The organism is Paraflavitalea soli (assembly GCF_003555545.1).
Classification (GTDB): Bacteria; Bacteroidota; Bacteroidia; order Chitinophagales; family Chitinophagaceae; genus Paraflavitalea; species Paraflavitalea soli.
Genome location: NZ_CP032157.1, coordinates 3,798,585 through 3,823,670 on the forward strand (window position 1 = coordinate 3,798,585; position 25,086 = coordinate 3,823,670).

Genomic DNA, 25,086 nt, shown 5'->3' on the forward strand with positions numbered 1-25,086 from the left:
TTCCGGAACGGGCAAATATAGCAAAAGCGCATCACAAGGTGTTTCCCGGAAATATTAACGATTTGTGGAAAAAAGAGGTTGATGATGAACTAATTACAATAGAATCGACCCATTCCGGTCCGGAGCCGCTTTGGCAAGCTCCCTGTGACAGCTTAATTCAGCGAGATTAATTCTCCCGGTCAGGTCAATAAAAAACCCGGTTCCTCCAAAGGACGACCGGGCTGGTTTTTATTCTACACAAATAACCGATTACTTGTTTTTGATCACTTTCTGCACTACTGTCCGGTCGGTGAATACCACCCGCACGGAATACAGGCCATTGGCAAAGGCGCTCAGGTCAAAATCATACCGGGTGGTAGCGTTGTTATTACCTACGAGCCTTTCGACTACTTTCTGGCCAGCTACGTTGTAAATAGCTATCCCCTTCAGGTTGGTTGGATTGGGGTAAAATTGAACGCTTATGGCCCCGCTGGTGGGATTGGGAGTTACCAGCACCCCTTTGGCCCTCAGGTTGGGATTGATGGAAACTTTATAGACATTGATATCATCGAGGTAGATATTGTTCTCATATTCCGAACTATTCAAAAATGCCAGCATAATGGGACCGGCGCCTACATAGCCTGTAAGGTCCACAGAATCTTTGCGCCATTCTGTAGAGGCAGGCACAAAGGATTGGGTGGTAGCGGTTTTGCGGGTAATGAGTGAATTGCCCCATTTTTTATAGAGACTGGTATAGGTATTACCACAATCGGTACTGACCAGCACCTGCAAGGTATCCCATACATTGCCGGGAGTGGAAGGATCGGTTTGTACAGCCGCCGCTACCTGGAAGGTAAGGAACGCAGAATCGGCGGTACCAATATTTACCAGCGGCAGGCGCAGGTAATCTTTAGGGCCATTCTGTTCATACTGCAGGTTACGCATCACTACGGAAGCATTGCCGGTTTTGGCCACGCCGGTTACTCTTTCCCAGGTCAGGTAGCTATCGGGGTTCAGTATATCCCAGCCTTGCGGAGGATAGGTGCTGCCTTCAAAACCCTCGGTAAGGGGTGGATCGACCGGGGGATAATATTCAAAAGAAGTTGCCAGCGTATCGTTGGTAAGCTCGCCATCCACGGTACCGTTGGGATCGGCCACATATATTTTAAGGGTGTGCTTGCCGGCCACAGCAGTAAGGTTATTGAGGGTCACATTCATAGTGGCGCGGCTGGCCAGTGAGCCGGTCCATTGGGTGCGCACGGGCACGCCGCCATCTATAGCAGCATAAATATTAGCAGAGGTGAGGGTCTGCAACCCGAGGTTACGCAAAGTAATGGACGGCGCAAAAGAGGCATTACAAATACGGGAAACAGGTGCGTTGATGCTGCGCAGAGCAGCATTGACATTTTTGAGCACTACGGGGTCGGCGCCGTTGGAAGTAAGGAGTGAAGCCCGGTAGGTGGCAACAGCACTTTCCATGCGGGTGGCCTGCTGCCGTGTAAACATCACCATGCAGGCATCATCCGTATAATCCATATAATTCTGGTACATAATGCCCGGAGCAACCGGAGAACAGGCGTCGGTCACCACGCCACTGGGGCAACCGCCCGTCTTATCTGTCTGGTTGGGCGTATCATTCACATCATCTGAGCCGGAACAGGCGCCGCCGTCATCGCCCCAGATATGGTAGAGGAAAAAGTAGTGACCGGTTTCATGGGTAAGGGTGCGGCCCTTATTATAAGGAGCAGCGCTGCCGCCCGGAAGACTGCTGTACAATACCACCACGCCTTGCTCGGCCGCTACGCTTCCCTGGGGAAAAGTGGCATAACCCAGAATGCCGCCAGAGATATTGGTAACCCATATATTGAGATAGCGGGCAGGGTCCCAGGCATCTGCACCTCCGGAGGAGGCATATTTAAGGGTATTATCGGTATAAGCATAAGAAGCACGGGTGGTTACATACCGGTTGATGCCGGTAGTAGGCTCATCGTTTGGCGTGCGCTGGGCCATTTTGAACTGGATCTTTGCTTTTCCAAACAGGGGCTTGAAAGCGGCCGGTATTTTGGTAGAATCTGAATTCAGCCCGGCAAAGTCAATATTGAGGGTATCGAGCTGTGCCTGTATCTGGGCATCTGATACCAGGTTGGGATTTTGCAATACAATATGAAATACGATGGGTACATAAACGGGCTCGGCCTCTTCTTTCAGGGCCGTCTGAGGCTGGGTGAGGCGCAAAGCTGCCGCCTGGCGCATTTCCTGGACTGATCGTTCAAAATTGACTTTTAAAGCGGGATTGCGTTCTAAGTTATTTTGAAGCAGCTCTACCGTTGCGCAACGGTCAACGTTTTGCTTTTGCTGGGCAATGCCGGTACAATAAACCAGCAATAAAAATACGGTAGGCAGTAAGGATCGGTTGGCGGCCAACATGCTGTAAATGTTTATTATGACTACGTATGTTGATTCAAAACTGTTGGTTGCCGGGGCGTAAAATAGAGGGATTGAGGTATTTTATCTGCCAACCTGCCTTTTTAAGGCACCAGTTTCTACCCCCAAATTACTGAAATAAAAAAACCTCACCGTATAAATAACGGTGAGGCGGCAAAATACATCGGTAAAAGGTTACTGGCCTATTTCCTTGACCTGGACGGTTTCCACGATATTGGTATCAATGGTAAATGTTTTGCTGCATTGTTGTTTTCTATTGCCCAATATAAAGCGGATGGTATGGCCTGCAGCCCGCGGGATACGGATGCGGCGAATACTGCTGATCTCATTATGATACTCACGATAGATATCATCCCCTGCTTCGTTGCGAATGGAAAACACTGTTTTGGGGATCACTTTCTCAGCTTTCACGGTAAAGAGGAGAAATTCACCTTCCACACCCAGGTATACTACTTCCAGGCTTGGCTTTTCAACAGGTTCTGTTGAAGTACAGCCACCGGTGGCACTTACAGAGGAGATCAATAACAAAGTGGAAACGATGATAAGGCATATACTTTTCATAGTCTGAAAATTGGTTTACGAACTTGTTTTGTTTTTGTCGCCGCAAAGTTGCAACTGTTATATTACCTCCATATGACCGAAGGTTTAAGGGAATGTTATATCGCGGAATATGCGGATCAGGTGGAGTACGCGGATCAGCTGGACTATGAATACCCGTATCCGAATGCCGGAACAGGCCCGCCAAAAATTAAAATGTATTTAATGAAATACGGTTTAGCACCCGCTGTATCAGTCTACCTATACCATATGCTTTACGCATACGTTGGAGCTGATGTACTTCTATTCAATGAACTACGGAGGCTAACAAAAATAAATTATCAATCAGCCAGTGTAGATTTTTTTGCTCACCAACTATACAACAAAAAATCGCCGGCTATTAAAACAATCGTGCCATGAAAGAGGCTACCGTGGCTTATAGCCGAAAAAGACTTGTTAATTTATTTTTTATCAATTGAAAAAGATTATGGCATAGTACTTGTCTACACTATCGTAACTCCGACAAACCAATATAACCGCAGGAATCATTTAGTCTTATTTAGTAACCATTTTTATTAACCTATAATTTTTCGTTGTATGAAAAGCATCAAGTCAAGATTGGTGGGATTGAGCATTGTTGCCGCCACTGCAGGATTATTCGCCTTCCAGGCTGTTCAAACAGGTTCAGTGAAAGGTACTGTATCACCCGCTGATGGCGGTGTACGTGCATGGGCCCTGTCTGGCACGGATACGCTGAAAGCGACTATCGATAAAGGCGCATTTGAAATTACCGGTGCAAAAGCTGGTACTTATCGTGTGATCATTGAGGCAAAACCGCCTTATAAGAATGCAGCCAAAGATGGTGTAACAGTAGTAGACGGACAACCTACAGATATAGGCGAAATCAAACTGGAACAATAGTCTATACACTATAGTCATTGATCCTCATTCAAAGCACGCCACGGACAGGAGTTATATCCTGTGACCGTGGTGTGCTTTTTTATACCCTATCTTTGCGGCAGATCTTAAGCAAGGATATATGGCGGATATTTTATTACAATTGGAACAGGTAGCTGTACAGCTCGGCGCACAAAAGGTTTTAGAAAATATTAATCTAACTATTTATAAAGGGCAGCAATGGGCCGTCACCGGTCAATCGGGCAGCGGCAAAACAGTGCTGGCACATACCCTGGCCGGCAGGCATTTCTTCAGCGGCCATATCAGCGCCTCTTTCGATACACCGGAAACATTTCACCAGTCTATTGTAGTGGTAGAACAACAACACCGGTTTAAAGACCTTACCAACCGCAGTGATTTCTATTACCAGCAACGCTTCAACTCCTTCGATGCAGAACAAACAGCCACCGTAGCACAGGAGCTGGCCAACTACATCACACCCGCCAACCAGGCAACAGCCACGCAATGGATATCCATGCTGCAGATCGACAGCCTGCTGGAAGAGCCATTGATACAACTTTCCAACGGAGAGAATAAAAGGCTACAACTCACCATTGCTTTATTACAGGAACCCAAACTGCTGGTGCTGGACAATCCCTTTGTTGGATTGGATGTAAACGGCCGGGCCATACTCAATACTATTCTTGAAAAGATCAGCAGTTCAGGTATCACCCTATTACTGATCACCACTCCCGATCAATTACCGCCCTGCATTACCCATGTAGCTACTTTACAAAAAGGCGTACTGACGCAGGCTGTTCCCGCAGCACAATACCAGCCGCCCGCCCCTGAAAAGCTGTCACTACCCATCACCGCTGGCTTACAGGCATTGGCCGGCGCGCCGGAAGCTGATTTTATGACCGCCATCCGAATGGCAGATGTAACCATACAATACGAAGGAAAATATATTCTTCACCATATAAACTGGGAAGTAAAGCGGGGTGAACATTGGAGTGTTTCAGGTCCTAATGGGGCGGGCAAGTCTACCCTATTGAGTCTCATTACCGGCGATAACCCACAGGCCTATGCCAATGAGATATACCTGTTTGACAAACGACGCGGCAGCGGGGAAAGCATTTGGGATATCAAGAAAAAGATAGGATACGTATCGCCTGAGATGCATCTTTACTTTGATTATACAGCCACCTGTTTTCAGGCCATTGCTTCCGGCTTATTTGATACGATTGGCCTGTTCCGCACGCTGAATGCAGAGCAGGAAGAGCTGGTCAATCAATGGATGAAGGTTATGCAGCTGGATAAAAAAGCGCATCATGGCTTATCAAGGTTATCAGCAGGCGAACAAAGACTCACGTTGCTGGCAAGGGCGCTGATCAAAAATCCAGCCCTGCTGATCCTGGATGAACCCTGCCAGGGGCTGGATGCTGCGCACACCGAACTATTCCGTCACCTGGTGGATACCATTTGCGCGCAATCCTCTACCACCCTGGTATATGTAAGTCATTACCGGGCAGAGATACCTTCTTGTGTCAATAAATTCCTGGCGCTGGAGAAAGGCAAAGGCACCATTACCGTGTGATCAACGATTGGCGCCAGCTTATTTGAGTGCAGGCAGCCTGGCGCCCCTGGTCAGACCCCAATGGGGATGATAGGTTTTTCCGGATGTGCCGTTACCCATATATAACCTAATTCCTGTTTGGTATCTTTTATTAAAGGCAGGATAGCCTAACTAAAAGGCACAAGCTGTAGGGGAAAAATGGTTGGCCCAGGCAGCAAAACCTTTATTCAACTCTTCAATGGTACCCTCCGATGCATCATTGATAAAGATGAGATCGCCCTTGCCCCGGTATACGGGTGGCATATAATCGGGATTATAATGACGAAGGAATAAACGATAGGCAGGACGGTGTGATTTCATCTGCGCATCCCAGACGGCCGCTGCAGAGTCTGTCGCTTTCCCGAAATACTCCAGCTCAATGCCCAGCCCGGCAATACAGGAATGGTGTTTGAACTTCTTCAGCCAGGTATCGATCGCAGCAGGGATATCTGTGGCGGCGATGCCTTTCTTTGCATTGGCTTTGAAGGGAAATATCTCCAGGAATATTTTCACGCCCAGGCGATTCGCTATTGAGCGAATTCCACCAAAAGATACTGGATATTTTTAGAATCCGTTCTCCCGCAACCAATTTCTGCAGGAGTCGAACCATTTGTCTTTGTTGTTGGGATTGTCTAAACCAAATCCATGTCCGCCAGACTGGAAAATGTGCATGCTGGCCTTTACGTTGGCAGCCAGCAGGGCGTTATAGAATACCAGGCTGTTTTTGACTGGCACCACATCATCGTCGGCAGCGTGCACTAAAAAGGCAGGCGGCGTATTGGCGGTCACATGTTTTTCATTGCTGAACTGATTGAGGAGGGCAGGTTGCGCTGCCGCACCAATGAGGTTTTCGCGGGTGCCACTTTCTATGGCGGTGTCAAAGAGAATGACGGAATACACCAGCACCATAAAATCGGGGCGCAGGTCGATCTGTTCTTTGTTGTCAATAACCGGCTGATCGAAATGGGTGGCAGCTGTAGTAGCCAGGTGACCACCTGCGGAAATACCTACAAATCCTATTTTATGGGGGTTGAGGCCCCATTCGGCAGCCCTTTTACGAATGAGCAGCAGGGCAGTTTGAGCATCCTGTAAGGGACCAATGGTCTTATCGACCATGATCTCATCGCTGGGCAAACGATAGTTGAGTACAAAGGCTGCTATGCCCGCCTGGTTGAATGCTTTGGCTACCAGCGCGCTTTTTTCGGCTGATGCCAGCACGGCATAACCACCACCCGGACAGATAATAACTGCCGTGCCTGAAGCCGTGCCTTTCTTTGGAAAAAAGGGAGTGATGCTGGGATTAGTCACATTCCTGATGAGGCCCGAAGTATCAGTATACTGCACATAGCTTGCCGGTGCTTTTTTGGAGTTGGGAATATCCTTACCGTACAAGGGGATCGCTTTTTCCTGTGCACAGAGAAAATAGCCTACTGACATTAAAACCAGGGTGATTAAGGTACTTTTCAAGTTGCGGCATTTTAAGAGGCCCAAAACTATTCTGCCTGTCCGGAAGGGCATATGCCAAAATGCTCAATTTCATATGGTCTACTATTATACTGCCCATTCAGTGGGGGCCTTACCGAATTTCTTTTTGAATGAATGGGAGAAATGAGAGAGGCTTTCAAAACCCAGGTCGAGGTAAATGGCAGATGGCTTCTTATGCTTCTTTTCTATCAGCAGGCGGGCTTCCGCCAGTCGCCTTTCCAGTAACCATTGCCGGGGCGCCATCCCGAATATTTTTTGAAACTCACGCTTGAATCCTGCGAGGCTTCTCCCGGTGAGCCGTGCAAACTTTTCAACAGGCACATTGTAATGAAAGTTAAGCAGCATGAATTGTTCCAGGTCTATCTTATAGGGTTCTGAAAAATCGAACAACATGGCCTTGAGTTCGGGCATGGTATTGAGGAGCAGGTATACAGCTTCTCTTACCTTTAACATACCCACGGTATTGGTTATCTTATGCTCCGGGTGCCGGACATAAGGAAGTACAGACTGAAAGAAGGCATGCAGGAAATCGTTTCCGGGAATCAGTATATTGGAAGGACCCGTATATTTTTGTCCTGTCTCTATCCCCTCCTCCAGCGCGATCTTCCTGATCAGGTCTTCTTTCAGCATGATGACAATGGTTTGATAGTCCCCTCCTTCCAATGGGGTCTTGGTAATTTCTCCTAATTGATTTTTCTGCACCAGCAACATCTGACCACTCTCCATGGACACAGTCTGGTTGGCCGTTACCAGTGTAAACCGGCCCGACACCTGCAATATCAGCGTATTATGCTCCATGAATGCGACCTTTTCCTTTCTCATGGAGGAGTAATAGGAATAAAAGAGGACACCCGGGATTATCTCGGTTGGATTTGTCATGGTATAAAGGTATAAAACAGTCGGCTATGTGAAGCCTCCCCTACCGCTGCAGGTAGGTGCCTCCCAATATCGATCCTTGTGCAAAATGAGTGTTAAGCCGATGCATTTCTTCGGGTGTGAACCGGATTTCCATAGCCTGCATATTTTCCGGCAACCTTGATCTCCGGCTCATGCTCACCAATGGCATGATATGATCACCTTGTGCATTTACCCAGGCAATCGCTAATTGCGTAGGGGTGTATCCTTTTTCTTTTGCCATTTGCTTTAATAGCTCCACCTTTTCCAGGTTCTTTACCAGGTTGTCGCCCTGAAAACGGGAGAAGTGATTATGGTAGCTATTGGCAGGAAGCGGCACCTTCATCTCTCCAGTAAGTAACCCTTCGGCTGTATTGGCAAAGGCCACCACGCCAATACCCAGTTCTTTTGCAGCAGGAAGCAGGTCAGCTTCAATCTGGCGATCCGCCAATGAATAGCCAATTTCCAGAGCAGTGACGGGGTGGATGCTATGTGCTTTGCGCAGTTGATCGGTAGTAATTTCAGAAACGCCCAGGTAACGCACTTTTCCTTCTTTGATGAGGTCGGCCACTGTTCCAATCACCTCTTCATCCGGAACACTGCCATCAAGCCTGCAAGGCTGATACAGATCAATGGTATCTATGCCTAAACGAACCAGGGAATAATTGATGAAGTTCTTAATGGCTACAGGGCGCAGGTCCAACCCCAGCCATTGACCATTGTAGAAGATCGCACCAAACTTGACACTGATAAAAGCATCGTCCCTTCTGCCTTTGATAGCTTTGCCTACCAGTAGCTCATTATGCCCTGCGCCATAAAAATCTCCTGTATTTAAAAAATTGATGCCGCTGTCAAGGGCCATCTGAATAGTAGCAATACTTTCATTTTCATCGTTTGCCTGGCCTCCCCAAACAGCAGACATGCGCATACAGCCTAATCCGATCTTCGACACAAGTGGTCCATTATTGCCTAAAGCGATCTTTGATATTGTTGTCATGGTATTTATTTATAGTTTGACAATACAAAGATCAGCTCATAACCACGGCAGCAGCTTTCTCCTATAGCTCAATTTACTTGCTTTGACGGCTCAGCAACACATGCGCCGTCCCATCTTAATAGACAACGGATGAACTAAAAAAGCCTTCAGGTCTGATGACTTGAAGGCTTTGAATTTGTTTGATTGTTATCCCGGAGGTACGATTGGCCATGTCAGGCTCTATTCATTTTTCGTCAATAATCGTGTATGGAATAAACCCGTGTTCAGCAGTTATTTTTAATCTCTCCCTGTAAGTCATCGGATTAAAATGTATGCTTTTGTAATATTCTTTAAGGGACTTTTCCGCATGCTCATAGGTTTCCTGATTTGCCCATGTGGTCACTGAGACCAAATTTAGATTGCCCGCACTATCCAGCATCTCATAGGATTTATTCCGGTTAACTTTCAGCGGTTTAAAGGAGCTTATGATCTTGTCAAAATGCGGCCACTGGAAAAGACCGGGGGTATGATGTATAACTTCGTCTTTCATCGGTAAAAGTTAGCACATTATGCCTGACTAAATTAATTATTCACCTTTTGTATGTATAATACAACCTTAATACATACATTTACGTAATTAATACCGAAAATGAAAGGGACCAACCTCGGAGAATTTGAAGAACTGGTGTTACTCACCATTGCCGCTTTGGGGAATGAAGCGTATAGCGTAGCGATATGCGACGAGCTCTCGGACCATACCGGTCGCTTAGTGAAACTAGGCGTAGTGCACGCGGTGCTCAACCGTCTCGAAGAGAAAGGACTTGTGAAAAGTGAGCTGGGCGAAGCAACCAAGGCACGTGGCGGTAAACGCAAAAGGTTCTATGAACTCACTATGCAAGGAAAGACAGCACTCGTCAATGCAAAGGCGATGCGCGATCAGCTGTGGGCCAGGATACCGCCACTTGCCTGGAAAAAAATATAGCATGAAGGAACAACGGCAACACCATCCACCCTCCTGGGCGCAGCGCTTTGTAGCATGGTATTGTAAGCCCGGGCTTGTAGAAGACCTTATGGGGGACCTCAACGAATGCTTTGAGCGGAACGTCCACTCCATCGGGCCACGCCGGGCAAAGCTTATCTACATCATTGATGCCTTCAAGTTCTTCAGAAGTTATACGGTACGAAGACCCATATTTGTCAACCCTTTTATGAAACAGATCATGATTGGAAGCTATGTCAAAACATCAGGGCGCAATATCATGCGCAACAAGGTATTCTCCTTCATCAATATCCTTGGCCTCGCCATCAGTATGTGTGTTGGGTTACTGCTGATCGCTTTTTTACTTGACCTGCGATCGTACGACAGGTTCCATAAAAATGGGGACCGGATCTATCGCATCACCAATATAATGAGCTCCAACAACGAGCAAAGCGGCAAGTTTGCGTCTACCTCCATAAAGACGGGAAAGCTTATCCGGGAGAAGGTGACGGGCATTGAAGCAGTGACTACCATGCGCAACAACTTTTCGGGCGATGCGAAGGTGGGCGATAATATTCTACCCATCAAGGGATACTGGGCAGAACCTTCGCTGTTCAGGGTATTTACCTTTCCGATGGCGGAAGGCAATCCGGAAACGGCGCTGAAAGATCCTTATTCAGTGGTGCTCACGGAGACAGCAGCCAGGAAGCTGTTTGGCAACCAACCTGCGCTCGGCAAGGCAATCCAGATCGATACACTGACATACCAGGTGACCGGTATAATAAAGGATGTCCCCTTCTTTTCGCACATCAGTTTCGAAGCGCTGGTATCCTTGTCAACGGTTGAACAAGCCAATAAAAGCGACAGGACTTTTGGGGCATGGACAAATATGTGGTCCAACTCGGTGTACCTCCTGCCCACTGAACATGCCGACATGGCATCAATCCAATCGCAGCTTAACGCTATTGCCAGGGAAGAAAACCAAGCCGAAGAAAATACTAAGATCCAACTGGAACTACTTCCTCTATACAACATCGTGGTTGGAGAGAGTCTCCGTCAATCCGAAGGCGGCCCTGGCTTTATGGGGCCGCATATGCCCCCTGTTGTACTATGGATACTCGGGGGACTGGCATTTGTGGTGATATTGTCTGCCTGTTTCAACTATACCAATCTTTCGATAGCGCGCGCTATGCGCCGCATTAAGGAGGTAGGTCTTCGGAAAACTATCGGCGCCGGAAAGGGCCAGGTGAGGTTACAATTCCTGGCAGAGTCGGTTATTATATCCCTGGCAGCTCTTCTTCTTTCATTCCTGCTGTTTCTTCTATTGCGGCCGTTGCTGATCAATATGGCGCCTGAGATGCAGCGCCTGGTAAAGCTCGATCTCACGCCAATTATGATTGCGGCTTTCATCGTCTTTGCAGTCGCAGTAGGTGTTATTGCAGGCTTTGTACCCGCTATCTTCTTCTCGAAAGTAAAACCGATCCATGCGTTGGGCAATCTTTCATCAGTAAAAATGTTCAAACACCTGTCGCTCAGGCGCGCCCTGGTGGTGATCCAATACACCATTACACTGATCTTTATTACAACGACTGCTATCGGCTATGTTCAGTATAAGAACATACTGACATTTGACCTGGGATTCAGCACGGCAAACATTCTGAACATCAATACGCAGGATAACAAACCGGACGTATTGCTCAAGGAACTTGGTGAGCTGCCGGAAGTAACTGCACTCTCCCGGTCGCTGATCACCACCGGCGTTGGGAACGCCTGGGGCAGCACTATGAAATACAAAGATTCACGGGATTCTGTGCTGGTTATGACTAACCACGTTGACGAAAACTATTTGCCGCTGCATGATTATAAACTTGTTGCCGGCGGGAATTTTATTGCCCGCCCCACCACTGCCCAGGCAACGGGTGAAGTGATCGTCAACGAACAGGTTTTAAAGCGATTCAATATAGGCACTGGCAACCCCGGGAAGGCTATCGGGGAGCAAATCATCATGAATGGACGTAAAATGACGATCGTTGGCGTAATGAAAGACTTTCATTATGGTACAGTGGAGAACCTCATCGGACCGGTAGCATTTACGTTCTGGACACCCGAAGACAGGGCCATTATCAGCGCCAAAATTCAAAGCGCCGATATGCCGGCAACGCTGGCAAAGATCGAGTCGATATGGAAGAAGATCGATCGTGTCCATCCATTGGAGGCAGCGTTCTATGACCAGGCAATAGAAGATGCTTACAGCGAATTTTCCACCATGATCAAGATCATCGGCTTCCTTTCGTTTTTGGCCATTTCTATTGCGTCGATGGGACTGTTTGGCATGGTAGTATTTACCACCGAAACAAGATTAAAGGAGATTGGCATACGAAAGGTTATGGGCGCCAGTATCGGCAACCTTATATACTTGCTGAGCCGTGGCTTTCTATTTCTACTGTCGGTATCGGCGCTTATTGCTCTTCCGGCAACCTACTTTTTCTTCAAAACCATTGTGCTCCCCAATTTCCCTTATCATACATCCATGCAGATCCCCGAGCTGTTCATTGGCTTACTGGCGGTCTTGTTGATCGCGCTGATCATGATCGGGTCGCAGACACTGAAGGCAGCGAGAAATAATCCGGTGACGGTCCTGAAGCGCGAATAAATTGACTGCTATTATTTTTTTAGCGATCCAATGTGCTTATAAGTGTTGATGAGCAAACCGGTGGGCGTTGCCTTCGAATCAACAAAAGCCAATTCCCGGGCATCAATATTGTCTGACAATAAGCGTTTACCACGGCCAAGCAAAACCGGATAGGTAATGAGTACCACCTCATCAGCCAGTCCCTGGTCGAGCAACAAGGATGTTAAGGTCGAACTTCCCACGACAATCAGATCGGGGCCGTCTGTTGATTTGAGATCGCGGATCGCTCCTATAATATCTCCACCCAGGCCCTTTACAGGTCCCCATTCCAAGCTGTCGGGCCTGTGGGTCACAATGTATTTGGTTGCAGCGTTTATAGCGTTTGCCATGGGGAAATCTCCGGCATTGGGCCAAAAGCCACTAAATATATCGTAGGTGTGGCGGCCAAGGAGCAGGTCGAAATTGGGTCCGTATGCTTCAAAGAGCATTTTCGCTCCTGCGGGGCTTCGATAGGGTGTTGTCCAGGCGCCATAAGTATAGTCTCCGTCGTGTTCGATTACACCGTCAAGCGATATGTGTTCGAAGATCCTGATCTTTCTCATTTTGTTTAATTTGATTAATTATTATCCAAATTTAGTTGGGATCAGGAATCCTCATGCGGTGCATTCGCGACAAGACAAGGGTGTGATTAGCCTATCAAATTTTGGAGAGTACCAAGTCTCTGCGGTTCGATAAATCTTCGGCAGTAGGAACCTCTGAAAATTCATAGCCTGATGCTTCCAGTTGATAATAGGGCTCCATTCGATTTGGGGAATACGACAAAATAAAACAGGCTCGCAAATGCGAACCTGTTTTATTTTGTGACCCCCCTGGGACTCGAACCCAGGACCTACTGATTAAGAGTCAGTAGCTCTAACCAACTGAGCTAGGGAGTCTATTCCTTTACACATACCTGTTTTGCCTTTGCAAAACCAAATCGTAAAAGGGATTGCAAAAGTAAGGAAAGCCGATGATATGTAACAAACTTCTTTGAAAAAATGTCTCTACCTGAAAATATTCCCCACAAAGCCTGCTCCAGCGCTATTCATCCCATTATTTACCAATCCCCACCCCTGCCCTGCATTTTTAGCAAGGATTTTGCATAGAAACCATGAGGCTGCCCAATAGCAGTCCTCACCCCTTAAAATCAACTATTTATGAAAACCATTTGTCTCGCTCTTGCGTGCCTCGCCTTCAGTACTATGTCCATGGCCCAGCTTAAAGCCAAAGTTCTTTGCCCTGCATTCGATGTAGATATTCTCGAAGGAAAAGTAAATGGCTACAAAGCCACGGTGGGTATCGGCGAATTAAAAAACAAATTCCCCTGCTTTACCAGCGCTACCAATGATAGCGCCAAATGTGGTGAAGCCATTTATTATAAAGACAAGGACATTAGCTTTTACACAGGACGGGATTATATCGAGATCGGGGAAAAATTCAAAGGCAAGATAAGTATGCCTCTTATCGGTGCCAGCCGTGGCAGCTTATTCAAGTACCTGGGAAATCCACTCATGAAAGACGATACCTGGGATGCCTTCCAAACCTCCTATGGCACCCTGGTATTACATTACAACAAAGCAAAAAAAGTGCGCCTGATACAATTCAGCACCAAAGGTACCAGTACGCTAAGTCTGTGTGAATAGAACAGGCATAGACAAGATTTCCCGTTTGGGGGGTAGCCTCCATCTTTCTATTTCGGATGCCACGGGCGACAATGCTATTTTCGAATATGTGCATGGCAAGTTGGTTGTCCATCATGACAAAAGCTCCCTGATAATGACCAACTCGCCGTAAGGGCTTCCTTCTATACGGAAGCGGTGGAGGTCGGTATCAGACCAGAAAAACCTGGTGTATTATTTCGAAACGGTATTAACGCCCAATACATTTTGAATCAACCTGAAGGAAGTCGATTTTTCCGAAAAAGCTGCTGTTAAGAAACTGAGCTTGTCACAAGGGGAAGTATATGCCGGCAATACTGTTGCCTCTTTTAAGACAAGTCCCCCTTTCAAATTCAGGGATTAAGCCAGTAATGTTGACCGATAGTGTATCGTATTGGAGCGTCAGGGGCATTGGATGATCAACAGGTCAGGCCACATACAACAAAGGATCGGTCTTAAATTCAATATGGATGGAAGTGCCGCGTGGAGAGGAGTCGATATCTACCTTGCCCTGGAAAGCTTTCATGCGTGCATGAAGACTGTTTATGCCCAGTCCGCTCAATTGACCGATGCCGGAAGGATCAAACCCTTTTCCATTATCTTCTACGGTGATGGTGATCATGTCTGTATTGAACACCAGCTGCACCAGGGCCCGGCTGGCTTCGGCATGCCTGACCACATTGTTAATGAGCTCCTGTATGGTCCTGTATATCATCAATTCAAAATGGTGATTAAAGCGCACGGGCGTCCCGTAGGATTGAAAATCTATGCCCAGCTGATGGTTGTTACTGAACTTAAGGCAAAACGCCTGAACGGCATCATACAGGCCTTGCTCATGCAAAATGACGGGCAGGAGGTTATGGGCAGTCTCCCTGATCTCTGAGGTAGCATCCTTTAGCAGGGTAAGTGATTCGTGGTAGGCAGGAATAGCCGGCAATTGCCCTACCTGACGGCCGAGGGAATCCATATTTAGCCTGGCGGCCGATAAGATGCTCCCTACCCCATCATGCAGGTTGCGGGCAATACGCGTGCGCTCGCGCTCCTCCCCTTCCATCATGGCTTTCACGGCCAGCAATTCATGCTCCTTGCGTATCATAAGCCACTGCAGCTTTTGTTTCTGCCGGAAGCCCAGCCAGATCAGCACACCGATGATCAGCAGGGTGATCATGGAAATAATGGAAAACACAATGAACATGTCTTTCTTCTTCAAGGCTGATCTTTGATGCTCAATAGCCAGCTGTTTATCTGAAAGCTCTTTATCCTTTTGCAGGGTGCGGTACTTTGTTTCGAGGTCATTGACGCGGTTGGCCATTTTCTCATTGGCAAGGCTGTCATTGTACAGTACAAACTTTTTGAAAGCACCCATGCTTTGTTCATGCATACCCAGGGCGGAATACACTTGCAGCAATTTGCCATAAGCTTTGAACAGGCCTTCCTTACTACCAATCCGTTCAGCGATCTCTACACTCTTAAACAGGTAATCCTTTGCTTTAAGGTATTCTTTGGTATTTTCATAGATCTTGGAGTAGCACAAATATACCTGCAGCAGGTAATAAGGTGTACCGGCCTTGAGTGCCAACCTTTCCGCCTCCCGCAGGTACGAGGCAGCAGAATCGAATTGTTTATAATCGATGTAGGTATCGGCAATATTGGACCTGATCATAAACGGTAACACCTGGTCATTGGTATGATCGGCCATTTTCAATGCCTCCAAAGCCAGCAGTAATGACTCCTTGCGTTTATTCATGGAGCTATAGGTAACACTTAAATTACTTAAGGCACGCGCAAGCGTTAAAGTATCTTTATTCTGCCTGGCTATGGCTTCTGCTTTCCTGAGGTAATGCAGGCTTTTTTCGTGCTGGCCTAACTCCTGGAAAGTATTGCCGATCCCATCATTGACTTGCGCCATCAAATGATGAGCCCCTGCTTTCTCGAAGACATCGACGGCTTTGAGATACCAGATAATCGCCTCATCATATCTATCCTGGAAATAATACAGGTTACCGGTATTGTTGAAGACCTTGCCCAGTTCGAGGTAATTGCCTAGCGCCGAGAAATGAATGGCCGCCTGATCATAATAACTTTTGGAGGTGGGAAAGTCTGCTTTGTCTGCATACACAATGCCGATAAGGGTCGCGCTTTTGCCTCTTCCATAGGTGTCATTTTTTGCCTGGCTCAATTTAGCAGCCCGTTCCAATACTACCAGGGCGGTATCATTATTAAAGTCCATCAGATCGCTCCCGTACTTCAACAGCTGCCTGATGAGAAAGGTATCTTCTTTGGCTCCCCTGACAGCGGACGGTATCGTTCATGGACAGCCTGCAAGGACTGGGAATAGCCAGTTACGTACAGCAACAGGCACAGGAATGCCAGGTACCATTTTTTGCAGGAAAAGTTTGCCGCGGGTAATATCATGTTTCACATAGCTATAAAGTCCTAATTTAGGAAGGTTTTTTATCTATGGGTTTCCTGTAGACAGCATTCAGTGGGCATCCTGGGTCTGTTCGGCCTCTCTTTCGATCAATCCATATACTACTTATTGCAATTCATACATGATCCCCATTAACCACAGAAATGGTTCTTGTTCTTACGATCAATATCCTGTCAACACCACTACATAGGGGGCGGAATATCTGCAACTTCCACGGAGCAATGGAGCAACCGGATGGCAGCGTCCAATAAAGACCCCGGGGTCTTTATTTTATTAGGTGCATTTATTAAGCGGGATATACTATATTGCATTTTTTGTGCACATGTTGATCAACCCCTTAGCCCGCCAACGCATCTGCTGGTTATTCCTTTTTTTTATTGCAGCGCTACCCTGCAAGGCAGATACCTTGACCCTTCGCCCGGGCGCCCAGGCGGTACAAAAAGTGGAGCTGACCAACTACCTCACTGCCTGGGAAGATCCTTCCCGCAGTTCCGACACCAGCACGGTCAATAGCCACCGAGCCTTGTTTGTGCCTGTCCATCAGTTGCAGCAACAAACAACTACCAGCTTTTACTGGCTGCGTATGCCCATCAGCAATGAGACCGGTGCAGCGGCTAACCTGATGCTTTCCTTTAGCAGCCTCACGCTGGTGGATGTGTACCTGTATCACAATAATCAGTGTATACTCCATAAGCAGGCAGGTGCTTTCCGGGAACAAAGCGCTATTGTACCCTACGATGGGCGATTGTTTAGTTCGCTGATCTTTCAGCCCGGGCAATCGTATGAACTATTAATAAAGGTTTACCATAGCAAGGGCTATATGCCGGTCTTCAACTTTACCCTGCAGCAAAAGGAGCCATTCCTGCAGCAACTGCACCAGCGCAGGCTGATCGATGCGTTTGCGCAGGGGGCGGTTTGCCTGTTCTTTGTATATGCGCTGGTATCCTGGGCGGTAAGCCGGTTCAGGCCTTACCTGTGGTTATTGTGTTATATAGGCGGCATTGGCATGTATGGTATCTGTACAGGCGGTTATCTTATTGAGTGGGCATTTCCACATCAACCTCCCATGGGCTGGCTGTTCAACCTCGTCTTTGTTCACCTGGGCAGCTTAGGTATTTATATGCTGATGATGGATTTCTGGCAAATGAAACTACACAACCCCATCCTATACAATGTAGGGCGTATGCTGGTGATAGAGCTGGGTGTGTTATCGCTGGCCGGTGTTTGCATCAACTACTTTACGGGTAATTTTCAGCTGGTGAATACGATCAATTTGTGGCTGTCTGTATTTCCTTTAAGCTTTATTACAGCCTCCCTCTGGTTATGCTGGCGGCGGCTCACCACGGCGCAGCGGTACCTTGCCTATGGTCTGTTGCTGTTCTTTGGTTCGGCCATTTATGTGCTACTCAGCTCGGCATTACTGAAGGAAAGGTCATTGCTGAGTGCTCCCTATGTTTCTAATTTCACCACACTGGCAGTCTTCCTCCTGTTTGCCACGGGTCTCAAAGAAGACCTCCGCCAGCATGAAATAGATAAACATGCGGTACTGGAGGAGCTCAACCGCCTGCAGCAATTCCAAAATGCGATACTGGAAAAGAAAGTAGAAAACCGTACTTCAGAACTCAGTATATCCAACCGCCACCTCAAAGAGCAGCAAGCGCTGCTGGCGGACAGGAATACCAAAATTGAGACGCTGATCAATGAGCTGAATCACCGTGTAAAGAATAACCTGCAACTACTCTATGGCCTTAGCAGTCTCCAGGTGCCGATGGTCAATGATGAAGCGGCCCGGGAGATCATGAGGGGCAATATGGGCAAGATCAAAGCGATGATGCTGGTGAATGAAAAGTTGTTCCGGTTTGAGGAGCAATCCGCTGTTCATGTACGGGAATTCACCACGGAGCTGGCGGATCACCTGCAACGCATCTATGACAGCAAAGGCAAGATCCGCATTCTCCAGGATATTGGGAGCGGCATACAATTACAGGGTAAGCAGGCGCTCTCCTTTGGCCTGATCCTGGCAGAGCTGCTCACCAATTCTTTTAAATACGCCTTTCCTGAGCACCGCGATCCGACAATCCGGATCACGATGCAAGTTGCAGATAAAGACACCGTGCAGTTTATCTATGCCGACAACGGCAGGGGAATGGATCACCTGGAGCAGGAAAAACAGGTGACGATGGGTATTTCGCTGGTGCATGACCTGGCCCGGCAAATGAATGGTAAAATTAACGTAACAAATGGCCTCGGATTAACTTATCAGTTCTTAATTCCCGTGTAATTATGGTACGCGTACTTATAATAGAAGATGAGATCATTATAGCCCGGTTTATTGAACAGCAGTTACTGTCCTCCTTTCAATGCACTACCCGCATTGCTTTGTCGGTCAACGAAGCACTGACTGCCATGCCGGAGATGCTGCCACACCTCCTGTTGTGTGATATCAACCTCCAGGAAACGGAATCGGGCATTGAGCTTATTGCGCGCCTGCGCCATGATTTTGCCTTTGAAGTGATCTATATTACTTCCTATCAAAACCGGGGCATCATCGCACAGGCAGCTTCTACCAACCCGGCCAACTATATTATTAAACCGGTAGATGAAGCACAGTTATTTGCCGGGGTACAATTGGTGATGAACAAGATCCTGCACCATTCAGCAGCCGGAGAAAAGATCATGCACCCGGCCTCGCTGCTCAATACCACTGAACTCAGTATCCTGCAACAGATCCGCGATAAAAAGACCACCAAGGAAATTGCTCAAAGCCTGTTCCTGAGTCCCTATACGATCAAGAACCACCGCCACAATATTTGCCGGAAATTACAACTGGATGAAGGGAACAATGCCTTGCTAAAATGGGTGATGCAAAACAGCCATTTATTGTAGCAGCTACTTAAAGGCGCCGCTGTTGCTGATAAAGGCCAGCCGCTTACTGTCGGGACTCCAGGACGGTGTATTGATGGAACCCTGACCGCCATACAGGTAAGCGATCACTTTGGGCGTACCGCCCTCCACAGGCAAGAGGCGCAACATTACCCTTTTGTAAAAGGGATGATCGCCCGGATCGACTGTTGCAGGAAAAGTAATAAAGGCTATCCATTTACCATCGGGAGAAATATGGGGGAACCAGTTGTTGAATTCATCAAGAGTGAGTTGCTGCTGTGCACTGCCATCGGACTTCATACGCCATAGCTGCATGGTGCCGGAATGATTGGCATTGTAATAAATGTATTGTCCGTTGGGTGCATATTCAGGCCCATCGGCCAGCCCTGTAGTATGTTTCGTTAGTGCTACTTCCGGCCCTCCGTTGATGGGCTTTTTGTAAATATTATAGGCGGGGCTTTTACTTAACCGTTGTGCGGTATACAGCACTTCCTTGCCATCGATACTCCAGCTGTGCAAATAAGAGGGTGTACTATCGGTGATCAATACAGGCTCGCCCCCGGTTAATGGCAGGTAATAAACAGTGGAACCTCCACCTGGCATACCATCGCGATGGTGGCTGATGCCGAGCATTTTTCCATCAAAAGAAATTACGTGGTCATTGTTGTTGCGATTGGCGGATCCGGTAGACAGTTTTTCAGGCACTCCACCCGTAACAGGTATAGTATACAGTGAACCGCCCTTATTGAATAATAAGCGCTTGCCATCGGGCATCCAGTTGGGGGCTTCCAGGCGGCCAGTCTCTTCATGGATGAGGGTACGCCTGCCATTGAATACATCCAGCCATTCCAGGCGACTCCCCAAGATACCATCGCGGTAACCATTGTGGGTATCGGGTACTGTTTTCTCTATGCGCACATTCCAGGCCATGCCTTCTTCCAATACATCGGGGTTGTGGCTGCAAATGAACAAACCGGCCAACGCCTCATCGGGCATTTCGATACTGTCTGTCCTGCCTACTTCCTGTAACAACTCACCGGCGTTGGCCACACGCATGATGAAGGTTTTGCCGATGCGCTCCAGCTGGATGATCTCTGCGTGTTTCTTCGTCGTAAAAAGTTCATCCTGCGGATCGCGCATGGCAGCGCCTTTGGAACGACGCCATTGCAATACGGTAAGTCCATCGCCATGCACCACGGCACTCATATGGGCAGCATCTGCCTGCTCACCGGCACGCACCATCCAGCCTATTTTGCGATGGGGATCTTTGCCTGTACCGGACAATTTCACATTAGCCGTCAATATAAAATCGCCATTTACTTTGCGCCAGGCGTACTGAAACTCATCACGGTTGAACCAGATATTATACCCGCCTCCTTTGAGTTGGTAGGTTTGTGTCTGGCTGTTCCAGGATACTCCGCCTTTGATGGCAGGATTACCAATATCAGCTTGTTGTTGGAAAATACCAATGGAGGTGGACTGGGCCATGGCAAGGCCGGTATAAAGCAGCAGGATGGCAGGAAGCAGGCGTTTCATGATACTTAAATATACTACTAAATAGCCGATATTTGCAGGCTTATGGACCAGGCAGCAGGCAATGAGGCATCTATTTCCGGACCCCGGGGCACAGGCTTTAAAAGGATTCCCCTGGAAAGCCTTACGGAGCTTTTTATCGCACAACATAGCCAGGCAGGCGTGTATGTGGAACCCCGGGAGTACCAGCTCATCACCCCGCATAGCCTGGATATCGACAACGGCATTTTCCTCAGCCAATATGCGGTGCCTCCCTTTCCACCGGTTACTGTCATACGGCAGGAACAACAATTGCTGGTCTCCTGCACCTGTCACCAAACTGCTGATAAATTGTGTGTGCATGAAGCGCAGGTATTGACGGCGCTGGTACGCCGGGAAGAGCTGCGCATCTTTTTCGATGCAAAGCTGCGACAGGAAAAACTGACCAGGTTTGCCGCTGATTATGGTCTTTCTGCTACTACCAACCTGGACGAATACTTCGCCATCCATTTTGAGCACAATAAGCTAGCCATCAGTTCCCGGCTGCCTTCGCTGCTGGCGGTGAACCAGGATACCCTGCAGGCCATGAACCAGGTGCTGTATCCGGTACCTGATAGCATTCCGCAGGAAGACGTTGCAGCCGATGGCAAAACGATCTGTGTGGTATTGAAACAACACAAATACCACAAGCACCTGCTGGTCGAATTGTACAGCGCTCCGGTATCGAAAGAAGGGAAAATAAAAAATCCTATGACGCCGGTGCCGCCCCTCGACCTGGCCTGGACGCTCGATGATCCGGAGCACCTGAAGTTCTATACGGCTGTTCATAAATTCCAAAACCATCCGGCGGCCAAACGATCGCCTTCGGACCTGGCGGCGCTGAAAGCCATTGTTAAGAATCCGGCGGGCTATCGTTTCTATTATCACAATCCTGCAGTATCCGACAATATTACGTCCACGGCTATAGTACCTGTACAGGCAGCGCTGATACCGGGCAATCTAACGCTTACGGTAACACAGGAAGGGGAATTCTATGCCATAGGGGGGCGCCTATCGCTGGATGACAAAGACTATACGCTGGGGGATGTGAGCCTGCGGTACAACTGGTTTGTGCAGGCGGATGATACCCTGTACCTGGTAGATCAACTTCAGGCACTCGGCGTTATTGAATTGCTGAAAAAAAAGAGCCAGTTCCTGATCCATGCCAGCAAATACCGGGAATTCAAATTACAATTGCTGGATAAGCTGGAAGACACGATCCGGATCGGTTATGAATACATACAGGAAGCAACGCCTGGGCAACTGGAGCAGCAAGGATTTAACAACAGGCCGCAACGCATCATCTATTTATCCGATCTGAAGAATTATGTGATGATCATCCCGGTGATCAGGTATGGCGAAATCGAGATACCTATCCGCACTTTAAGACTGGTGCATGGGACGGATGAGAAGGGAAAAGAATTCCTGGTAAAGCGTGATGACCAGGCAGAGAAGGCATTCAACGCGCTGATTGTACACCAGCATCCACACTTTGAAGAACAACTGGAAAACGACCTGCACTACTGGTACCTGCACCGGGACCGTTTCTTATCAGAAGAATGGTTTCTCCATGCGTTTGAGGAGTGGAACAAAGCAGGTATTACGGTATTAGGGTTCAATGAGCTGGATGGGAATAAACTGAATCCGCATAAAGTAAAAATCGATATCAAGGTACATTCGGGCATCAACTGGTTCAATGCGGATGTACAGGTAAAGTTTGGTAAGAAAAAGGCTTCCTTAAAACAGGTCTATAAGTCGATCCGCAACCAGAACAAATATGTGCAGCTGGATGATGGCACGAAGGGGATCCTTCCGGAAGAATGGATCGCTAAGTTTACGGATTACTTCAACAATGCCGAGATCATCGATGAATCGACCATCCGGATCGATAAGATCAACTTCACTACGATCGAGCAATTGTATGACGAAGCGATGGTGGATGAAGCGGTGATGCAGGAAGTACAGCAATACCGGGAGAAGCTACAGCAGATCGATCGCATCAAAGAAATTGAAGTACCCGATACCTTGCAGGCGACGCTTCGCCCCTATCAGCGGGAAGGATTGAACTGGCTCAATTTCCTGGACGACCTCAACTTTGGAGGCTGTTTGGCGGATGATATGGGCCTGGGCAAATCGATCCAGATCATTGCCTTTATACTTTCACAAAGAAGCAAGGTGAAAAGGAATACCAACCTGCTGGTAGTGCCTTCCACGCTTATCTTCAACTGGCAGCAGGAAGTACAACGATTCGCTCCTTCTATAAACATCTATACGGTACATGGGGCAGGCCGGATAAAGCACACAGCAGCGTTTGATCAATACGAGCTCATCCTAACGACCTATGGTACGCTGTTGTCGGATATCCAGTTCCTGAAAGATTATGTTTTCAACTATGTATTCCTGGATGAATCGCAGAACATCAAGAACCCCGAAACGCAACGGTACAAGGCAGTACGGCTGTTGACCTCCCGCAATAAGATAGCGATTACGGGTACACCGATAGAGAACAATACCTTCGACCTGTTTAGCCAGTTGTCCTTTGCCTGTCCGGGGCTGCTGGGCAGCAAGCAGTATTTTAAAGACATCTACTCTATTCCCATTGATATGTTCAAAAGCAGCAAGCGCGCGATCGAACTGCACCGGAAAGTAAAACCATTTATCCTGAGAAGGACGAAGCAAGAAGTGGCGCCGGAACTGCCGGAGAAAACTGAAATGGTATTGTACTGTGAGATGGATGAGGAGCAGCGGGGCATCTACCAGGCTTATGAAAAAGAGTTCCGGGAGTATATTTCTGCTACTACGGCGGATGAGCTGAAGAAGAGTCCCATGAATGTATTGAAGGGGCTTACGCGTCTCCGGCAGATCTGTGATGCGCCTGCTTTGCTGGGTGATGATGCCCTTACAGGCAGCACCTCTGCCAAGATCAATACACTGCTGGAGCAGATCGAAAACAAATCACCCAATCATAAGATACTGGTGTTTTCGCAGTTCGTGTCGATGCTGGAACTCATCAGTAAGGAATTGATCAAAAGGGGTATTGGTTTTGAAATGCTCACCGGCAGTACGCGCAACCGGGGCACGGTGGTCAATGCCTTCCAAACGAATCCCGGTAGCCGTGTATTCCTCATCAGCCTGAAAGCAGGCGGTACGGGGCTCAACCTCACGGAAGCAGATTATGTATACCTGGTAGATCCCTGGTGGAACCCTGCGGTGGAAAACCAGGCCATTGACCGGGCACACCGCATAGGCCAGGATAAAAAGGTGATCGCGGTACGCCTGATCTGCCCGGAAACGGTAGAGGAAAAGATGATGAAAATGCAGGAGCATAAGAAGATACTGGCAGATGACCTGGTGAAAACAGGCTCCTCCTTACTGTCATCGCTATCGAAGGACGACCTCCTCAATTTATTGTGGTTTCAGCCGGCGTAGGCATCTTACTTTTCGGGCCGCAGGGGCGCCAGCTGCCCTGACAGTCTTGGCGAAAAGTGGCTGTTTTGGCGTTTGATGCTATTAGCATACTCTATCCATACTGAAGGTATACTGAAGCTATACTGTAGCCATACTGAAGGAATACGAATTTCGGATTTAGAATTACTCCGTGCGTTGTACTTTCCTTCCTGTTGGTAACTGACTGATCTTTTTGTTGACCTTTGACCAAGCTATGCATCCTTCCATTCATTCTCAAACCGAACAAACATACAATCTGTGGTATGCCAAATCCAAATTTTATTTTACTGCATCAGCTATTTTAATAACAAGATTAAAAAAGTGTAGAAAAACAACCGTTTCACGCCAAAACAACCAAAAGCAGTCAACAGCAGACATTTTAAATTTGGAAACGGGTATATCGGTGTTGTATGTTTGCTGTGAACAGATCGACTGTGTGGACGGGGCCCCTAAGCATGGTCGGTGGAAGACGAAGTGTTGTGCAACACTGAATACAAGCTGCGAGCGGTGAGCTTCGAGCTGCGAGCTTTAGGCAAGAACAGTTAGCAGTTAGCTTTTAGGTTTTTAGGAGTTAGCTGTTAGCAATTTAACTGTTCGTGGTTATTGGTTGGCTGATGGTTATACTATCAGCTGAGGGC

19 protein-coding genes and 1 tRNA gene are annotated in these 25,086 nt (G+C 47.8%); 9 read left to right on the forward strand and 11 right to left on the reverse strand.

The genetic code is table 11. The annotated features are described in order from the left end of the window. Positions 1-249: 249 nt before the first annotated feature. Positions 250-2,406 carry a M43 family zinc metalloprotease gene (locus tag D3H65_RS13905; RefSeq protein WP_119050893.1) on the reverse strand — a complete coding sequence of 719 codons (2,157 nt, stop codon included), beginning with the start codon at positions 2,404-2,406 and terminating at the stop codon, positions 250-252. A gap of 192 nt (positions 2,407-2,598) precedes the next feature. Next, positions 2,599-2,985 carry a hypothetical protein gene (locus D3H65_RS13910; protein WP_119050894.1) on the reverse strand — a complete coding sequence of 129 codons (387 nt, stop codon included), beginning with the start codon at positions 2,983-2,985 and terminating at the stop codon, positions 2,599-2,601. 573 nt (positions 2,986-3,558) lie between these two features. Between D3H65_RS13910 and D3H65_RS13920 the strand changes: the two genes are divergently transcribed. Both D3H65_RS13920 and D3H65_RS13925 read left to right on the forward strand, forming a co-directional pair. Next, complete coding sequence (locus tag D3H65_RS13920; protein ID WP_245999742.1) at positions 3,559-3,882, forward strand: carboxypeptidase-like regulatory domain-containing protein; 324 nt, start codon at positions 3,559-3,561, stop codon at positions 3,880-3,882. 118 nt (positions 3,883-4,000) lie between these two features. After that, positions 4,001-5,455: an ATP-binding cassette domain-containing protein gene (locus D3H65_RS13925; protein ID WP_119050896.1), complete on the forward strand. Its 1,455-nt coding sequence runs from the start codon at positions 4,001-4,003 to the stop codon at positions 5,453-5,455. 150 nt (positions 5,456-5,605) lie between these two features. On the opposite strand, the gene D3H65_RS13930 is transcribed toward D3H65_RS13925, so the two are convergent. From D3H65_RS13930 to D3H65_RS13950, 5 genes are all read right to left on the reverse strand, one after another. Continuing rightward, on the reverse strand, positions 5,606-5,986 hold the full coding sequence (locus tag D3H65_RS13930; RefSeq protein WP_119050897.1) for a hypothetical protein: 381 nt from the start codon (positions 5,984-5,986) through the stop codon (positions 5,606-5,608). 51 nt (positions 5,987-6,037) lie between these two features. After that, positions 6,038-6,940, reverse strand: a complete 903-nt coding sequence (locus D3H65_RS13935) for an alpha/beta hydrolase (protein WP_211345678.1) — start codon at positions 6,938-6,940, stop codon at positions 6,038-6,040. A gap of 84 nt (positions 6,941-7,024) precedes the next feature. Beyond that, the gene (locus D3H65_RS13940) at positions 7,025-7,837 is read right to left on the reverse strand and encodes a helix-turn-helix domain-containing protein (RefSeq protein WP_119050899.1); all 813 of its coding nucleotides are present in this window, start codon (positions 7,835-7,837) and stop codon (positions 7,025-7,027) included. A gap of 40 nt (positions 7,838-7,877) precedes the next feature. Continuing rightward, positions 7,878-8,849 carry an aldo/keto reductase gene (locus tag D3H65_RS13945; protein WP_119050900.1) on the reverse strand — a complete coding sequence of 324 codons (972 nt, stop codon included), beginning with the start codon at positions 8,847-8,849 and terminating at the stop codon, positions 7,878-7,880. Positions 8,850-9,072: 223 nt separating this feature from the next. Then, positions 9,073-9,378, reverse strand: coding sequence for a hypothetical protein (locus D3H65_RS13950; RefSeq protein ID WP_119050901.1), 306 nt, complete (start codon positions 9,376-9,378; stop codon positions 9,073-9,075). Between the two features lie 99 nt (positions 9,379-9,477). Here D3H65_RS13950 and D3H65_RS13955 point away from each other — a divergent pair, with 99 nt between their 5' ends. Continuing rightward, complete coding sequence (locus D3H65_RS13955) at positions 9,478-9,810, forward strand: PadR family transcriptional regulator (RefSeq protein ID WP_119050902.1); 333 nt, start codon at positions 9,478-9,480, stop codon at positions 9,808-9,810. 1 nt (position 9,811) lies between these two features. Then, positions 9,812-12,460: an ABC transporter permease gene (locus D3H65_RS13960; RefSeq protein ID WP_245999743.1), complete on the forward strand. Its 2,649-nt coding sequence runs from the start codon at positions 9,812-9,814 to the stop codon at positions 12,458-12,460. Between the two features lie 11 nt (positions 12,461-12,471). Here D3H65_RS13960 and D3H65_RS13965 read toward each other — a convergent pair whose 3' ends face one another. Beyond that, on the reverse strand, positions 12,472-13,041 hold the full coding sequence (locus tag D3H65_RS13965; RefSeq protein ID WP_119050903.1) for a dihydrofolate reductase family protein: 570 nt from the start codon (positions 13,039-13,041) through the stop codon (positions 12,472-12,474). A 259-nt stretch (positions 13,042-13,300) separates the two neighbouring features. After that, positions 13,301-13,374 (reverse strand) — tRNA-Lys (locus D3H65_RS13970). A 261-nt stretch (positions 13,375-13,635) separates the two neighbouring features. Between D3H65_RS13970 and D3H65_RS13975 the strand changes: the two genes are divergently transcribed. Next, positions 13,636-14,121 (forward strand): hypothetical protein, encoded by a 486-nt coding sequence (locus D3H65_RS13975; protein ID WP_119050904.1) that lies wholly within the window; start codon positions 13,636-13,638, stop codon positions 14,119-14,121. Then, complete coding sequence (locus D3H65_RS33540; RefSeq protein ID WP_211345679.1) at positions 14,114-14,272, forward strand: linear amide C-N hydrolase; 159 nt, start codon at positions 14,114-14,116, stop codon at positions 14,270-14,272. The genes D3H65_RS13975 and D3H65_RS33540 overlap by 8 nt, the downstream gene beginning before the upstream one ends. A 291-nt stretch (positions 14,273-14,563) precedes the next feature. On the opposite strand, the gene D3H65_RS13985 is transcribed toward D3H65_RS33540, so the two are convergent. Continuing rightward, positions 14,564-16,387, reverse strand: a complete 1,824-nt coding sequence (locus D3H65_RS13985; protein WP_162915624.1) for an ATP-binding protein — start codon at positions 16,385-16,387, stop codon at positions 14,564-14,566. A 502-nt stretch (positions 16,388-16,889) separates the two neighbouring features. Between D3H65_RS13985 and D3H65_RS13990 the strand changes: the two genes are divergently transcribed. After that, on the forward strand, positions 16,890-18,848 hold the full coding sequence (locus D3H65_RS13990) for a histidine kinase dimerization/phosphoacceptor domain -containing protein (protein ID WP_119050906.1): 1,959 nt from the start codon (positions 16,890-16,892) through the stop codon (positions 18,846-18,848). A gap of 2 nt (positions 18,849-18,850) precedes the next feature. After that, positions 18,851-19,453 carry a response regulator transcription factor gene (locus D3H65_RS13995; RefSeq protein WP_119050907.1) on the forward strand — a complete coding sequence of 201 codons (603 nt, stop codon included), beginning with the start codon at positions 18,851-18,853 and terminating at the stop codon, positions 19,451-19,453. A gap of 3 nt (positions 19,454-19,456) precedes the next feature. Here the strand turns inward: D3H65_RS13995 and D3H65_RS14000 are convergent, their stop codons facing one another. Next, entirely contained in the window at positions 19,457-20,986 is a 1,530-nt protein-coding gene (locus D3H65_RS14000) for a TolB family protein (protein ID WP_119050908.1), read from the reverse strand. A 42-nt stretch (positions 20,987-21,028) separates the two neighbouring features. Here D3H65_RS14000 and D3H65_RS14005 point away from each other — a divergent pair, with 42 nt between their 5' ends. Continuing rightward, positions 21,029-24,430, forward strand: a complete 3,402-nt coding sequence (locus tag D3H65_RS14005; protein ID WP_211345680.1) for a DEAD/DEAH box helicase — start codon at positions 21,029-21,031, stop codon at positions 24,428-24,430. Positions 24,431-25,086 lie beyond the last annotated feature (656 nt).

Excerpts from the sequence above, each read along its gene's own strand:
- D3H65_RS13905 (WP_119050893.1), bottom strand. The coding sequence starts at position 2,406 with ATGTTGGCCGCCAACCGATCCTTACTGCCTACCGTATTTTTATTGCTG.
- D3H65_RS13910 (WP_119050894.1), bottom strand. The coding sequence starts at position 2,985 with ATGAAAAGTATATGCCTTATCATCGTTTCCACTTTGTTATTGATCTCC.
- D3H65_RS13920 (WP_245999742.1), top strand. The coding sequence starts at position 3,559 with ATGAAAAGCATCAAGTCAAGATTGGTGGGATTGAGCATTGTTGCCGCC.
- D3H65_RS13925 (WP_119050896.1), top strand. The coding sequence starts at position 4,001 with ATGGCGGATATTTTATTACAATTGGAACAGGTAGCTGTACAGCTCGGC.
- D3H65_RS13940 (WP_119050899.1), bottom strand. The coding sequence starts at position 7,837 with ATGACAAATCCAACCGAGATAATCCCGGGTGTCCTCTTTTATTCCTAT.
- D3H65_RS13945 (WP_119050900.1), bottom strand. The coding sequence starts at position 8,849 with ATGACAACAATATCAAAGATCGCTTTAGGCAATAATGGACCACTTGTG.
- D3H65_RS13950 (WP_119050901.1), bottom strand. The coding sequence starts at position 9,378 with ATGAAAGACGAAGTTATACATCATACCCCCGGTCTTTTCCAGTGGCCG.
- D3H65_RS13955 (WP_119050902.1), top strand. The coding sequence starts at position 9,478 with ATGAAAGGGACCAACCTCGGAGAATTTGAAGAACTGGTGTTACTCACC.
- D3H65_RS13960 (WP_245999743.1), top strand. The coding sequence starts at position 9,812 with ATGAAGGAACAACGGCAACACCATCCACCCTCCTGGGCGCAGCGCTTT.
- D3H65_RS13965 (WP_119050903.1), bottom strand. The coding sequence starts at position 13,041 with ATGAGAAAGATCAGGATCTTCGAACACATATCGCTTGACGGTGTAATC.
- D3H65_RS13975 (WP_119050904.1), top strand. The coding sequence starts at position 13,636 with ATGAAAACCATTTGTCTCGCTCTTGCGTGCCTCGCCTTCAGTACTATG.
- D3H65_RS13990 (WP_119050906.1), top strand. The coding sequence starts at position 16,890 with ATGTTGATCAACCCCTTAGCCCGCCAACGCATCTGCTGGTTATTCCTT.
- D3H65_RS13995 (WP_119050907.1), top strand. The coding sequence starts at position 18,851 with ATGGTACGCGTACTTATAATAGAAGATGAGATCATTATAGCCCGGTTT.
- D3H65_RS14000 (WP_119050908.1), bottom strand. The coding sequence starts at position 20,986 with ATGAAACGCCTGCTTCCTGCCATCCTGCTGCTTTATACCGGCCTTGCC.
- D3H65_RS14005 (WP_211345680.1), top strand. The coding sequence starts at position 21,029 with ATGGACCAGGCAGCAGGCAATGAGGCATCTATTTCCGGACCCCGGGGC.